This is a genomic window from Dolichospermum sp. DET69 (genome assembly GCA_017355425.1).
Classification (GTDB): domain Bacteria; phylum Cyanobacteriota; class Cyanobacteriia; order Cyanobacteriales; family Nostocaceae; genus Dolichospermum.
On sequence record CP070233.1, the window covers coordinates 2357792 to 2373467 of the forward strand.

General features: G+C 36.1%; 13 protein-coding genes. 9 read left to right on the forward strand and 4 right to left on the reverse strand.

Going from position 1 to position 15676, the window contains the following annotated elements; all coding sequences use genetic code 11:
- Positions 1-61: 61 nt before the first annotated feature.
- Complete coding sequence (locus EZY12_10825; GenBank protein ID QSX70010.1) at positions 62-259, forward strand: NblA/ycf18 family protein; 198 nt, start codon at positions 62-64, stop codon at positions 257-259.
- A gap of 476 nt (positions 260-735) precedes the next feature.
- Here the strand turns inward: EZY12_10825 and EZY12_10830 are convergent, their stop codons facing one another.
- The 4 genes from EZY12_10830 to EZY12_10845 form a co-directional block, all read right to left on the reverse strand.
- The gene (locus EZY12_10830) at positions 736-2361 is read right to left on the reverse strand and encodes a serine/threonine protein kinase (protein ID QSX70011.1); all 1626 of its coding nucleotides are present in this window, start codon (positions 2359-2361) and stop codon (positions 736-738) included.
- A gap of 117 nt (positions 2362-2478) precedes the next feature.
- The gene (locus EZY12_10835; protein ID QSX70012.1) at positions 2479-2946 is read right to left on the reverse strand and encodes a hypothetical protein; all 468 of its coding nucleotides are present in this window, start codon (positions 2944-2946) and stop codon (positions 2479-2481) included.
- Between the two features lie 84 nt (positions 2947-3030).
- Entirely contained in the window at positions 3031-4182 is a 1152-nt protein-coding gene (locus EZY12_10840; GenBank protein ID QSX70013.1) for an anhydro-N-acetylmuramic acid kinase, read from the reverse strand.
- Between the two features lie 769 nt (positions 4183-4951).
- Positions 4952-5092, reverse strand: a complete 141-nt coding sequence (locus EZY12_10845; GenBank protein QSX70014.1) for a hypothetical protein — start codon at positions 5090-5092, stop codon at positions 4952-4954.
- 534 nt (positions 5093-5626) lie between these two features.
- Between EZY12_10845 and EZY12_10850 the strand changes: the two genes are divergently transcribed.
- The 8 genes from EZY12_10850 (at position 5627) to EZY12_10885 (ending at position 15575) form a co-directional block, all read left to right on the forward strand.
- Entirely contained in the window at positions 5627-7063 is a 1437-nt protein-coding gene (locus tag EZY12_10850; protein ID QSX70015.1) for a sugar transferase, read from the forward strand.
- A gap of 429 nt (positions 7064-7492) precedes the next feature.
- Positions 7493-8434 carry a methyltransferase domain-containing protein gene (locus EZY12_10855; protein ID QSX70016.1) on the forward strand — a complete coding sequence of 314 codons (942 nt, stop codon included), beginning with the start codon at positions 7493-7495 and terminating at the stop codon, positions 8432-8434.
- A 146-nt stretch (positions 8435-8580) separates the two neighbouring features.
- Positions 8581-9978 (forward strand): polysaccharide biosynthesis C-terminal domain-containing protein, encoded by a 1398-nt coding sequence (locus EZY12_10860; GenBank protein QSX70628.1) that lies wholly within the window; start codon positions 8581-8583, stop codon positions 9976-9978.
- A 90-nt stretch (positions 9979-10068) separates the two neighbouring features.
- Positions 10069-11157 (forward strand): glycosyltransferase family 4 protein, encoded by a 1089-nt coding sequence (locus EZY12_10865; GenBank protein QSX70017.1) that lies wholly within the window; start codon positions 10069-10071, stop codon positions 11155-11157.
- A gap of 24 nt (positions 11158-11181) precedes the next feature.
- Positions 11182-12450: an O-antigen ligase family protein gene (locus tag EZY12_10870; protein QSX70018.1), complete on the forward strand. Its 1269-nt coding sequence runs from the start codon at positions 11182-11184 to the stop codon at positions 12448-12450.
- Between the two features lie 27 nt (positions 12451-12477).
- Positions 12478-13545, forward strand: coding sequence for a glycosyltransferase family 4 protein (locus EZY12_10875; GenBank protein QSX70019.1), 1068 nt, complete (start codon positions 12478-12480; stop codon positions 13543-13545).
- A 48-nt stretch (positions 13546-13593) separates the two neighbouring features.
- Positions 13594-14385, forward strand: coding sequence for a WecB/TagA/CpsF family glycosyltransferase (locus tag EZY12_10880; GenBank protein QSX70020.1), 792 nt, complete (start codon positions 13594-13596; stop codon positions 14383-14385).
- Positions 14386-14393: 8 nt separating this feature from the next.
- Entirely contained in the window at positions 14394-15575 is a 1182-nt protein-coding gene (locus EZY12_10885; protein ID QSX70021.1) for an endo-1,4-beta-xylanase, read from the forward strand.
- Positions 15576-15676: the final 101 nt, after the last annotated feature.

Below are 15676 nucleotides of genomic sequence, written 5' to 3' on the forward strand. Positions count from 1 at the left end.
TCTAACTCTTCAATTCTGTGATCAATTTCGATTTTATACCTTGTTTGTTTTGGAGTTCATTATGAATCAACGAACTGAACTGTCTTTGGAACAGCAATTTAGCATTCGCTCCTTTGCCACACAAGTCCAACACATGAGCCACGAACAAGCTCAAGATTTTTTAGTCAAGCTTTATGAGCAAATGGTTGTCCGTGAAGCGACTTATCAAGAAATGCTTAAACAACAGTGGGGTCTAGACTCAGATTCCACTATGGCATAGAGTCTTCTTCTATCGCATTGACACTCTGCGCTCTAAAGAGACGCAGATCCTATAGAGAGTTTCAGTCTATATCCCTCAGTTATCCCAGTTTCAGGCATTGCCTTAATATTGGGTTCTTGCCCTGATTTCGTTTGCCCAAAAGGGCGAAATCATATCTGACAAGCGTATACTTTCCGAGAGTCCCCCGGTAGGTTTTTATGTCTTGTACTGACAACTCAATCATACCACAATATTGAAGGCGAATAAATTCGGCATTTGTCGGTTTTCCCCTTCGGTCTGAAGACACGAAGCTCCCAACCTTCCCGTGTTCCTCTTGTGGGCGACCTCCTTCTCTTGCTAGTTTCCCGCTAGGAAAAAAGCTGGGGATGTTGGGGCGTTAACTTCGATTCTCATGGCAAGCTTCGCTATCAAAATCTTAAACAATGATTCCATTTTATATTTTAAGCTGAGACTCACAGTTGTAAAATGTAAACTTATCAACCAGAAATATTGAATGGAGAATCAGTATCCATTGTTTCTAACTTAGCTAATATTTTGGGTTTAATTTTTTCATATTCTTGTTTCAATAAATTTTTACTAATCTGAGCATCCGTTAATAAAGTAGGAAAATTACTAGACTTTAGCCATTCTTTTAGTCGTTCTTGTTGAGCAGTAGCAATACTTGACTGTAATATATGTGTGCAAGGATTAGGAGTTTCTTTAGTAAAGAATAATAAAAGATACTCCCCAGTATTTTGTAGTAACTGAGTGATTTCTTGACCAAAATTAGTTTTGAGATCCAAATAGTAAGGCAACCATTTAGCCCCATGTTGACGGGTATAAATAACTGTAATCCATAATATGACTGGATGGGGAGAAGAAATAAACAGAAATTGATTGTAGCGAGTACAAACTAAGCGTTTTTGAATTTCTTCTTGGGGTAGCATCACCCATAGTGCCGGTAACAGGTTTTTATCTTGGTAAATGGGTTGAATAAAAACGATATTCGCAATTGGTTTATTCTCTGGCCAGGAAAAAAGTTGGGTTACATCATCATTGACTGAATATCTTGGTGGTTCGACTTGTGTATCCTGGTTAGGAATGGGAGATGCCGGTAGATTGGTTTTAATTTTCTCTACTGGTACGGGAAGTAGAGAAAAATTAGTTTTAATAGTTTCTTGGGAATCTTTATATACAAGGTTATTATTAATAACAGGAGTATCTTTGATGATGTTTTGAGTATCGTTCTGCTGCTCTACGGTAGTGAGAATATTAATAATTTCATTAATGCTTTGGGGACGTTCACTAGGTTTTTTGCCTAGACAACTCATAATTACATCTTCCAATTGCTTTGGTATGAGCAAATTAGGAGAAATTTCTGCAAAGGAACAGGGTTTTTCAAAGGTATGGGCTTTATACCATGCGCCAAAGGTGTTGGTTGATGCCACTAAAGGAATTTGTCCAGCCAGCATTTCAAACATCAAGATCCCAAAACTGTAGATATCAGAACGACTATCTAGTTCTTTACCTTCAATTTGTTCAGGAGAAGAATAAGCCAAAGTCCCTAAATAAAACTTTGTATGGTCACCATCAGATATCAGTAACTTAGCAATACCAAAGTCTAAAATTTTGACTAATTCCCCAAAACTGGGATCTTCAACTACCATGATATTGCCCGGTTTAATATCACGATGGATGATTGGGCAAATTTCGCCATCTACAATAATACCATCATGGGCGTACTGTAATCCTAAACCAATTTGCTTAGACATACTGAGAAATCTTGGTAAACTCAGATGTTTTCTGCGAATGATCTGACCTAAGGTTTGTCCTGGTAGATATTCCATCACATAGTATGTTTCATCTACTCCATAGTCCATTACTCGGACAATATGGATGCTTTTTTGACCTAGCAAGGCGCAAGTTTTTGCTTCTCGCTCAAATCGTTCTTGCAAACGCATCCTTTCGTTTTGGATTGATAAAGTGAGAAATTTGACTGCAACAGGAACACCTCCCAGCAAGGTATCCTTAGCACGATAAACTCGTCCCATTGCTCCAGAGCCAATAAGCTCTTGAAGTTGGTAACGGTTTCCGAGTAAGCGACCAATGTTGGGGTCTGACATAGAAAATTCGACTCCAATGTTTAAAAATTCAGGGGATAGTTTTGTAAGTTTTGCTTATTTTAGTGGGGATGTATTTAGTTATCAATTTTAGATTAGATAAATTGTGATTTAGTGCAACTAATATGGTTGGCGTTCTAAATTAGCTTCCATCGTGCTGTCTAAAAAATGACCAATAAGAATGCCACTAGTTAAAAAATACTGATGATCATTAATTCGATGTAGAGTTTCAAAGCCACTACGTCTTTGCAGATTCTTAAGGTCAGTGGAATTATCTCCAATTACCCAATAACGCTGCACAATTGTATCTGGACAAATCCAACCTTCACCTTCTATCTTGCCTAGATAACTATGCTGAAGCAAAAAATTGTACTGACGTTCTTCCTGATGGAGTCGTCCTTTATACTGAAAAGAAATCTCTGGGCGATCGCCGTTAGGAAAAATTAATTTTGTGGCCATAGAGAACCAATTATCTCGATTCCAAACTACTAATGTTAAACCTTTTAAGGGAATTGGTAGACTATTGCGCTCCAACCAATTCCCTTGCATTACCCAACGTCCTGGTTCTAATAAAAAAGTATGGTTCACTTGCTAAATCCTAGGTTTTAATCCAGCAGAATCGAATTTTTCAATAGTCTTTCCAGAAAAAGAACCGGGAGAATATAGTTTTAATCAGCTATAGTTACCGTGAATTTCTCCTAAAAGCATTTCTTTAGATGCGCCTGTAACTGCGGGTAAGTTACCAGGAATACCTATATTGCGCCAGTATGCTAAAACTGCAAAGGCGATCGCTTCTTTAAATGCGGCACTTACGCCAAACTCATCGGTAGTAAGAACTGGAACGGTTGCCAACAATAACTCAAGCCGATTTTTTAAGTAAAGATTGCGACTACCACCACCACATAATATTACTTCATCTGGTCTTTTGACTAGAAAACTGTCATAACTATGGACAATAGAAGCCGCTGTTAATTCTGTAAGAGTTGCTAAAAAATCTGCGGAGTTGAGTTGGTAGGGCTGGGCATCCTGCAAACAATCATGCAAGTAAGCAAGACCAAATAACTCACGTCCAGTAGATTTAGGCGGTGGTAAGTGGAAATATTCGTGATTTAGCCATTGTTCTACCAATGGGTAACATGGTGTACCACTGGCGGCCCAATCACCGTTTTCATCATAGCTTTTAGTCCCATTGGTAAAATACTGTACGGCTAAATCTAATAGGCTATTCCCCGGACCTGTATCCCAACCGCGAATTTGCGACAACCAATGATCACTCTGGACGGGGAGATAAGTGACATTCCCAATACCTCCAATATTTTGAATACAACGTTCTTGGTGGGGATGACTCAGTAAATAGGCATCTACTTTCGGAACAAGGGGCGCACCATGACCGTGAGCAGCTATATCTGCTGTTCGGAAATTACTCACAGTAGTAATACCAGTTAGATGGGCAATCAACGCCCCCCGTCCTAGCTGGAAACTATAACCTAGTTCTTCTCCGTGCTGGGGTGGGCGATGGTAAACAGTTTGACCATGAGAACCAATGAGAGTAGCTCCCTGATGACTAACTTGAATATGTTGAGCAGCTTGGGCAAAATTCCGAGCGATCGCATCATCTATTGCGGCTAAATCTGCCATTGATACAGCAGTACCAGCCCCAATCTCCAAAATTTGTTCTCGGAGTTGAGAGGGGTAGGGATATGTTTCCCCTGCTAGTAATTCCACCTTCAGATCCCACTCTCGACCAGAAATTTCGACTAAAGCGGTATCTATCCCATCTACAGACGTACCGCTCATTAAACCAATAACGCGAGTCGGTTGCATGGACTCAAATACTTTTATGAATTTGCGATCGTAGTGTAATTCATCCCATTCCCTATGTCAAAACTACTATGCCAATTAACTATGCTTCTACAGCCGTTTAATCCTCATAAATTAGCTAAGATATTGATTGTATAAAGATAATATAAGGATTATATAAAAATTGTCTACTGAATAATGCAATACTTAAATGTATGAGTTGAATTTATACTAAGAACTATATTGAATATACTAACTAATTTATTAGCATAAATATTACATATTTATGATATTTTTATGAAGTAACAAATTTATGTATTGATATATAAATTTATACGTAAATACATTAAGCTGATTTTGTGGCTATCGAGGAAAAGTATAGTGAATTCAAGTTTTCTGATTGTAAATGTATTTTTATTCAAATCTTGACAGCATTCTTCTGTGAGATTTTTTACTAATTACTGTCATGTACTGACAGCAATTTAACTCATAACAATTATTTTTGCTAACTAAAGATTACCACATTATTTTTACAAATTATTAACTAACTTAGTAAATGAAATACTTAACAGAGGGCATAAAGAAAATACTTGACAGAACGCGTAAGTCCTATAATAGTAATAAGAAGTATAAAGTTAAGTGTAATAGCAAAGAAAAAGTATGAAGTAAATTCTTTTGTCGGAGAAAGTACATTGTCCTCAATCTAGTCATCATATTTAGGGTTTGCAAAAAAGAAAGTGAAAGAGTTAATAGATAAAGGTTTGCATGGTTTTATAACCAAACAAGTGCAAGATTATTGACAATAGATGTTTAAAACCTTGGCATTTTCATCAAAAATAATCGCGTAAATTTGAGGACTAATTGTCCAACCTTCTCTTCCTTCTTCCTCCTCCTCTTTATTCCTCCTGACTCGGTGACTCCTATTATCGGTCAATTTTTTCTGGAATGGTTGAACATAAGGATCATTTTTATCGAACAGAATTCAGGAGTCAGAATTCAGAATGAATTCTGTGCGAGTGGCGGATGAATAAACGGGTTTAAGACCCCCACAAAATCTACAATTTGGTGGTGCAACAATTCAGTTGTGAGTCTGAATCCCCGACTGATTGATTCTGACTCCTGACTCGGTGACTCCTGACTCCTTCTTTATCTGTTTTTCAACCCATTAGTGACTGAATTTATCACGCTCTAAGCTGGTCATAATGTCTTTATAATCACAGTATCCAACTTGATCTTCACCTGTTCCGGAAAATTACATTCTTTTTTAAACGAGGAAAATAATGAAAAAAGATTCAAAGCCTTTACAGCATTTCCTGCTGTTATGAGGTACATCATAGCCCCCTCTCGAAGAGCGGGTTGGGGGTGGGGTTGATGTACCTCACTCAATCAAGAACCGCTGTATTACCGCCCGTGTCGTTTCCCTCTCACCGGCTTTAGCCGCTGAGTTTCCCACTTACCAGGTATTCTTATGAAAGACTTTGCCATAAATAATCGGAACTTACTCAGCAATAGCTTCAATGAAGCTAAGTTAGATCTACGCGCACCTAGCTACGCTATAATCAGTAAAGGAAAATGGTGGCTGCGATTACTAATACTTTTTTCAGTAGATATTGCTCTTTTATTAATCAGTTGGATATTAGTTGAATATCGTTTACCTTGGCTGGGACAGTACGAATATTCATCTATGTTGATAGCTATTTTTATTCAAATAGCATCACTCTATGTTCAAGGTAATTATGAATTACGTGAACGGCAGCATAACTATGGAAACATTATAAAAACACTATTTTTTGCTCATTGTGTGATATTAATGTACTGCTTTTTATATGAACCAATTGAAGATATTACACAATCAACATTAATATTTTTCTGGCTGTTAAGTACAGTTTTAATTTGTGCCGGTAGATTGGTAATAAACATCAGTAAGTATCTGGTACAGAAACAAAATATTGCTTGTAATCCAGTTTTTATAATTTGTAACTCCCAAGATAAAGAACAAGTTTTTAGCTTTATCAAACAAGAAAATCGTTACACTATAGCGGGAAGTGATAATGCTAAATCCCTTGATAGAAATAATCGCCAAAAAACTTTAGAGAAACTCAATCAACTTGGAGTCACAGAAGTTTTTGTTTCTTGGGATGCTATCCGAAATAGAATGTTTCTATGTTGGTTATTTCAATCATCAGGGATTACAGTACATCTTTTGCCTGTAGAACTTAAAGCAATTTATCGAGATGTGGAAATAAACAACGTCGGAGGCATGAATTGTTTAAGTTTTACCTGTCCATTAATTATTGGTAAAGATTTCTGGACTAAGCGTATTTTTGATATTTGCTTTGCAACTTTATTTCTAATCTTCACTTTTCCTATATATCTAGCCATTGCTATTGCTATCAGATTAGACTCTCCAGGTTCAGTATTTTATCAACAGACTCGCATAGGATTACATGGTGCGAAATTTCAAGTTTGGAAATTCCGTACTATGAGAACTGATGCTGACAAAATGCAAAAAGAATTAGAAGCATTAAATGAAACAAAAGATGGCGTTTTATTTAAAATCAAAGATGATCCTCGCGTGACTCGTATAGGCAAATTTCTCCGTCGTTATAGCCTAGACGAGTTACCTCAACTATTTAATGTTGTTTTGGGAGAAATGAGTCTAGTTGGTCCTCGTCCTTTACCGATTAGAGATGTAGAGAAATTTTCCCAAAGTCATTTTATCCGTCAAGAAGTATTACCAGGAGTCACTGGGATGTGGCAAGTTTCAGGACGTTCTGATATTTTAGACTTTGATGAAGTCATAAATCTTGACCTCAGATATATTGAGAATTGGTCACTGTGGTTGGATTTTCAGATTTTGTTGAAGACTGTACAGGTAGTTTTGAATAAGGAAGGAGCGTATTAAAAAACAACAATTATTAGCTGATTACGAAAAACTATATGTGTAGAGGTTTGGAATCACTCATTGGTGTCAACTTAAGCTAAAAATGGCTGATTTGTTGGCTTCCACACCCGCCCTGAACTTCAGTTCAGGGCTAATAACCAAAGTCTACTAAAGTAGACTAAAAATTTTCAGGATATTCAGTCATCTTCATAGGTTGGAGCGAATTAGTAACTGGAGATGTAGAAATTCATTCTATTTCTGGCGATCACTCTAGTATCTTGAGAGAACCTCATGTTCGAGTATTGGCTAAAAAATTGAAATCTTGCCTAGAACGGTTATAATCGGACTCAAAACAATAAATGTTACACTATGATATAAAAAAAAACTAATTTTTTGGTTTTAGCGATTGCAAATTATTCACCCATTAAAAAAGGATAAAAGGAGTCAGATATGGAACCCAGAGGACAGGAACTGATAACTCTTTACAAGCATAACTATCGTATCCCTGCTGCTGCGGAAATAACCGAAGAAATGATACGTAATCACTGGGAGTTAGAAAAAAATTTGGTAAAAAACCTTTGGGAATCAACTCCAGAAAATCGCTGGGAAGTATTTGAAAAATCCTATACGACTCTTTATAGTGACTTAGAATGGCTAAACAACTTTTCTGTAGAAAATACACAACATCTCAATCAATATGAAACCTGGTTAGGAATCCTAGTCTCTCCACCCAAGAAAATTTATGAGGTCGGTTCTGGCAAGGGAGAGATGATAGAATATTTCGCTAAATGTGGGTTTGAATGTAAGGCTACAGAAATCACCAAGGAACGTGGTTCAAAACATATAACTGATTCATCAAATAACTTGTCTTGGGGTAACTCCGACGGCGTACATTTAGATCAATTTGAACCAACGGATTTTTATGATTTCGTCGTTTCTAATCAAGTAATTGAACACTTTCACCCCAATGATCTAAATACCCATTTTCAGAGCGTCTATCAAATTCTTAATCAACAGGGTAGTTATATTTTTACTACACCTCATTGTCATACAGGTCCCCATGATTTATCCGTGGTTTTTGGATACGATTATCCTCAGTGTATGCATCTTAAGGAATATACATATCATGAATTGCACCAATCTTTAAAACTTGCTGGATTTAAAAGTATTTATAGTGCCGTGCCTGGTAAACTTAGGAAATTTTTATCAAAACTAGGGTTGGGAAATGAAAAAAAAATCCGAAAGGTTGGTATTTTTTACTTCCATTTGATGTTAATTATGGAAAATTTGCTTTTGGTAATTAAGAGCAAAAAACAGCGCCGTTCTTTGAGTAAATTTCTGAGGAAAATTTATTTGTTCGCAGACAATATCTTCTTAGTTGCTCAGAAATAAAGTAAATAATTCTGTACAATTACTTAGTAAGTAAGTGTACAGAATCAAAGCGAAATTTATCTTTTTTCATGATTTCTAGCTATTTATTCAAATCATCTTAATTACCAATGTCAGAACAACGCAAACTAGCAATCAACTCTATATCAATGTTAGTCAATAGGGTAGCCCAAGGGATTGTTAGCTTTGCTATCACTGCTGCTATAGCTCGTTCTCTAGGAGCTTATGCATTGGGTCAATACCTACTGGCATTCAGCTATTACTACATTTTTGTTAATATTTTTTCTCAGGGTTTTAAGACTTTATTTACCAGAGAAATAGCTTGCAATCCGGAGACAACACCGGTTTATTTGGTAAATGGTACTTTATTGCAGTTGGTTTTTAGCATTATTGGTTATATAGCACTAGTTATTTTAGTTTTTATACTGCCATATAATACTGATACTTCATCTATTTGTTATATCATGGGTTTAACTGTGATACCATTTTCTCTTTCTAATATTACGGAGGCAATTTTTCAAGCTCAAGAAAAAATGCACTTAATTGCCATTTCTACAGTGCCAATTTATATCTTACGTTTATTGGCAATGATTTGGATAATACAGTTACACTATGGAATTCAACATATTTCTATCATTTTTGTAATTTCAGAAACATTAATTTTCATTATTCAATGGTTTTTACTTACAAAAATAATTCAGCTAAAATGGAAAATTAATCAAGCTTTTATCTGGGAAACTATCAAATCAGCTCGGACATTTTTTGCTATTGAGACAATTGGAATTATCGCTATTAAAATGGATATACTAATTCTCTCTCTTTTAGGTAATGAAGTGCTAATTGGTCTTCTGGGTGCTGTTGTACAATTACTACAACCTTTTTATCTTGTTTCTACTAGTGTAAATTTGGCAGCATTTCCTGGTATTTCTAGAGCAGTATCTTTAGGAAAAGAAAAGCAGCGTGAAGCAGCACAGAATGTGATTGAAATACTACTTTGTATGAGTTTACCTTTCTTGCTAGGAATTTTGTTTTTTGGAGATGAATTAGTATTATTTGTCTATGGTGATAAAAGCTTTGCACAAGCATTAATAGTTCTACATATCAGTTCTCTATCATTGATTACATCTAGTTTTTCTCGGACTTTTAGCTATTTACTACTAGCAAATGGTTTTGAGAGATTTAATCTCATAGAAGTGTTCATTACTACTACTGTCGGGGGTTTAGCTGGTGTAGTTTTGATTTCTAAATATAATTTATTAGGTGCGGCTTCTATGAATTTAGTTCTTAGTATTACTAATTTTAGTATATTTACTTATGTAGTGTATAGATACATTTTTAGTTTACAATTATGGCGAATTATTCGTCGTCCCCTACTAATTAGCGGTTTAATGTTAATTGTATTTTTAATTCTGAAAAAGATTTACCTAAACTTTTTATTAACCATGATTTTAGCAACTTGCTTTTATATATTTTTTGCAGGATTACTTACTATTCGCCAATCTGGTGGATTTAATTCTGTATGGAAAAGATTGCAGAAAAAAGGGTGAAGCTATTGAAATATAATTCAGATGAAATAAACATTAACATCAATATCAGGTTTATAAGTTGGCATCAAATAAAATACGGAAAAAATCTTTATGAAAATCGCCTTGCTACATTTTTGTTTTGAAGACTACACCATTGAATTAGCGAATGCTCTCATTAAATATGTTGATTTAACCCTGATTCACCCGGAAAAAGTCTCTGATGTATGCCGCGATGCTCTTAATCCCAATATCCGGGTGATTAGCTTTCCTAAACCAAGAATTCGTGAGCTAGGTAATATCTCATCTATGGCGACCATGATGCGGATCATCAAACAAGTGCAGCCAGATGTACTGCACGTTCAAGAAACCAATGATCCTTGGTATGATTTGACCTTATTGTTCAACAAAATGCCACCATTGGTGACAACCATTCATGATGTATTTCGGCATCCAGGCGATCGCCAGAGTGTATTTGGTTCAGAATATACTAAGCGCATTGCTTTTTATCGTTCCCAACAATTAATTGTGCATACTCAGCAATTAAAAGATATTCTGCATCAACAATTTCAGATTTCTCAAGATCAAGTCAGTGTTTTACCTCATGGGGAACTTGGTAGTTTATATCAGCGGCGCAGTCATCAAAAAACTCAAGAACGCGAGCCATATACATTACTATTTTTTGGCCGAATTTGGCCTTACAAAGGGTTGAAATATCTAATAGAAGCAATGCCATTAATTGCTGCCAAAATTCCTGAAGTTAAGTTAATTATTGCTGGACGAGGGGAAAACATTCAAGAATATTTCCCTAATGGTTATGACAGTAACCAAATTGAATTATTAAATGACTTTATTCCTCCAGAAGAGGTAGTAGAACTATTTCAACGCAGCACAATTTCGGTTTTACCCTATATTGAAGCATCCCAAAGTGGTGTTGTTACCCTATCTTACGGAATGGGAACACCAGTTATTGCCGCTGATGTGGGGGGATTAAGTGAGATAGTGAAACATCAAAAAGATGGATTGTTAGTACCACCACGGAATGCCCAGGCTTTAGCTGATGCCATTATTTTTTTGTTAAGCGATCGCAATTTACAACAGCAGATGCAAATAGCAGTTCTAGATCGATGCCAACAGGATTTAAACTGGTCGAATATTGCCAAGCAGACTCTACAGGTATATTATAAAGCTATAAACAAGTAATATTTAATTGGATAAAATTTAGTTATGAACAAGGTACTAATTTTTAGTGAACAAGTATTTACCGTAGCAGCAGTAATGATTTATTCAGGGGCAATTTTAACGCTGATTCTATCGGGAGGAATGCAGGAAAATGAGTTTGTCGACTTTGATAGCTCTTTAATCCAAATTATTAATTTATTACTTTATATAGTTACTATTTTCCTCTTGGTATTACGTTGGCGAAAGACTTTTTATTTTCTGACTCTAGATCGTTGGATTACTCCTTTAGTTCTGTTGTCTGCTGTTTCTATTCTTTGGTCATTTGAGCCAGGAACAACATTAAAAGATAGTATTACTATGATCGGTTCTAGCTTATTTGGGCTTTATTTAGCATCCCGTTACACCTTAAAGAGGCAATTAGAATTATTGACTTGGGCATTTGTGATTATGGTAGTATTGAGTTTTATTTTTGCCGTAGCATTACCAAAATATGGTATCATGGGCAGTATTCATCAAGGAAAGTGGCGAGGAGTATTTCTACACAAAAATGGTCTAGGAGCGAGGATGGTTTACAGTAGCTTACTTTTTTTAATCCTGGGTTATGAAAGTAAAAAGCACAGTTTATTGATGTGGGCAGGGTTGGCTTTATCAGTCCTGCTGATGTTGCTGTCCGCGTCAAGTTCATCTCTGCTTAATCTAGCCATCATCATCTTCATGTTTTTTGTTTCTCAAACTGTGCGTCTGCCATATTTAGTGATGCTACCAGTGCTAACTATGATCATAACTATAGGTGAATTATTCTATTTTTGGTTGATCAACAATGCCAATCTTCTTTTCGCATCAATTGGTAAAGATGCCACCCTGACTGGTCGCACAGACTTGTGGCCATTGGTGATAGAGATGATTTGGAAACACCCTTGGCTTGGTTATGGTTATGGTGGATTTTGGAGAGGATGGAATAGTGAAGCTGCCTACATTTGGCGTGCTTCTGGATGGACACCAACTCACCCTCATAATGGCTTTCTGGCTCTTTGGTTGGATTTAGGTCTCTTAGGATTAGGGCTATTTGTCTTAGGACTTTGGCGCGCTATTGTCCAAGGATTACATTGGTTGCGTGTCAGTAAAACATCTATTAACACATATCCGATTTTATATATAACTTTTTTAGTGATCAGTAACTTGACTGAAAGTAATTTATATGCTTCCAACAGTCTGACCTGGATACTTTATGTTAGTACATCCTTCGCCGTATCACAAAAATTGAATGAGCTAGTTAAAAATCCGAGCTTAAATTATCAATCAATTGATGAATAATTGTCTATAAAATCAATATCAATAACCATGGATAAAATGCGAATTATCATGTTAGGGGAAAGTTTAGATAGGCAAGGTGGCATAGTTTCAGTGGAAAAACTGATCATCAAACAAGCTCTTGCAGAAATGACAATTAGCCATATACCTACGTTGCCAAAAGGATCGGCAATACGTAAAGTATTAGTCTTTATCAAAGCTTTAATATTATTATCTTGGCAACTCTTAAATCAAAAAATTGATCTTGTTCATATCCATGTTTCTGAGCGAGGTAGTGCTTTTCGTCAAGCATTGACTACTATGATTGCTTGGCTACTACGTAAACCTGTAATTCTTCATACTCATAGCGCTGATTTTCATGTTTTTTACGCCAACTTACCACAAATTATTCAATTTGGATTAAGTTGGATATTTTGCAAATCCACTCGGTTTATAGTTTTATCAGATAGTTGGAAAAAATTCTATATAGAAAATCTCAGTTTGCAACCAGAGCAAGTTATTGTTTTACCTAATCCAGTTAAATTCCCTGTAGAAGTTCCCCAACGGATAAACTCTCAAAAAGTTAATTTTTTATTTCTGGGTAGGATTGGAGAACGCAAAGGAGCATTTGATTTAATTACAGCTTTTGCTAATCTTCCTTTAGAACAAAAACAAAATGCAGCATTGATTATAGCAGGAGATGGAGAAGGAGAAAAAGCTAAGGATATAATTGCAAATCTAAATTTAAGTGAATACATTACTATTTTGGATTGGGTAAATGAAAAACAACGGGATGAACTTTTGGACAAAGCAGATGTTTTTGTATTACCTTCCTATAATGAAGGTTTACCTATGGCACTTCTGGAAGCTATGAGTTGGCAATTGCCGGTGATTACTACACCAGTTGGAGGTATACCAGAATTAGTAATTAATAATCAAAATGGCTTGCTCGTACCACCAGGGGATGTTCAAAAATTATCAACAGCAATGCAGTCTTTGATTTCTGATCAAGAGTTAAAACAGAGATTAGGAAAAAATGCTAGGGATAGCGTTAAGTCTTTTGATGTCAAAAATTATCTTGTTTCTTTATCAGAAATTTATCAATTAATATTGAGTTAATAAACTCAATTAAGCGTAAAGTATTTCTATTTTATTTCTGCAAATTCTATGACAATCCAAAATTTTCCCGAAATCAATGTCTTAAATACAAGGTTTCATAAATTAACAGTACAAGATTTAATTAACTACATCGTACAAGTTGGCAAGATTGATAAAAAAAAAACAATTATAGGACACGTAAATGTCCGAGGGATGAACTTTGCTTGTCAATTACCTTGGTATCGAAATTTCATGAATAATGCTGATTTAGTCTTTTGCGATGGCATTGGTGTGATTCTGGGGGCAAGAATTTTGGGTTACGAGATAGAATCTATCCATCGCATGACTTGTCCCGATTATATAGAAAGTTTAGCCCTTGCTTGTGAGCAAAAAAATGTTTCTCTATTTCTACTGGCTGGTGAACCTGGAGTAACGGATAAAGCAATTAAAAAGATGCAAGTGATCGCACCTAATTTATCTATAGAAGGACATCACGGTTATTTTGATAAAACTGGCAGCGAAAATGAGGCAGTAATTCAGAAAATTAATCAATTTAAACCTGATGTTTTATATATTGGTTTCGGGATGCCATTACAAGAACAATGGATTTTGGACAACTTCAATAAAATTGAAACTCGCGTGTTTTTACCATTAGGTGCTTGTTTAGATTTTTATACTGATTCCGTGTATCGTGGTCCACGCTGGTTGACGGATAATGGTTTGGAATGGTTAACCCGCTTAATTACTGAACCTACTCGTCTTTGGGAACGTTATGTTGTCGGTAATCCTTTATTTCTTTATCGAGTATTCAAACAACGAATTAATGAGGGGATAATTGTCAATCAATCAAAAAAACTATAAATCATCAAATGAGGAAAATTTTAAAATTAACTAATAGACGGAATTTTCTATTCGGCTTAAGTAGTTTAGCTGCTATCAGTGCAGGAGTAATAAGTCGAGATTTTGATCGTCATCAGAAGATAAAAGCACTAGATCATCCTCAAAGAGATTTTACAGTTTCTCAGGGATTATCTTTAAAAGAACGTGCTGCTAAAAAAGGACTGATTTATGGGACAACTAGTACCAAGAACTATCTAACATCCAATCCGGCTTATATAGCTGCTATAGTCGAAAATTGTCGAATGTTCGTCCCAGAATGGGAATTTAAGTGGACTGCGGGAAATGCACTGCTGCGTCCAGGATTTGATCGGTTTGATTTTAGTGCTGCTGACTGGATAGCTAATTTTGCTGCCACGCACCAACTTCTCTTGCGTGGTCACACTTTAGTTTGGCATGATTCTTTACCTAAATGGTTTAAGGAGACAGTTAATAGTGAAAATGCAGAACAGTTATTACAAAACCACATTCAAACCTTTGTCAAACGTTATGCTGGCAAAATTCATTCCTGGGATGTCGTCAATGAAGCTATAGAAATCAAAGATGGTAGGGATGATGGTTTGCGAATCAGTCCTTGGTTGAAGTCTTTAGGTACGAATTATATTGACTTAGCTTTTCGTCTCACATTGGTAGCTGACCCTCAAGCATTGTTAGTTTATAATGATTTTGGTTTAGACTACGACACGCCCAAGGATGAAGCTAAGAGGAATGCTGTATTGAAGTTGTTAACAGGTTTGAAATCTCAAGGGACTCCTATTCATGCTCTCGGTATTCAAGCTCACTTATCACCAGGGGGTAAAAATAAATTTAACCCAGAAAAACTCAGGCAATTTCTGCGGGATGTGGCCAGTTTGGGCTTAAAAATTATGATTACGGAAATGGATGTAACAGATAAAAATCTGCCTGTAGATATAGAGATCCGTGATCACATTGTCGCTGGAGTATACGAAGATTATCTTGCAACCGTTTTGGATGAAAAAGCTGTGATTGCTGTGATTACTTGGGGATTGAGCGATCGCTATTCTTGGCTAAGTGAATTTGAACCCAGAGGTGATGGCACTCCCGTTCGTCCTCTCCCATTAGATGCTCAAATGCGGCGTAAACTGGCTTGGAATGCGATCGCTCGTGCTTTTGATCATGCCCCTCAACGATAAGAGGTTATTTGATAGTTTAAGTGGTATTGTCATAAAGTGTTTCGCTGTGACTTTAGGCACTTTTAGATCCCCCCTAACCCCCTTTAAAAAAGGGGGAACGG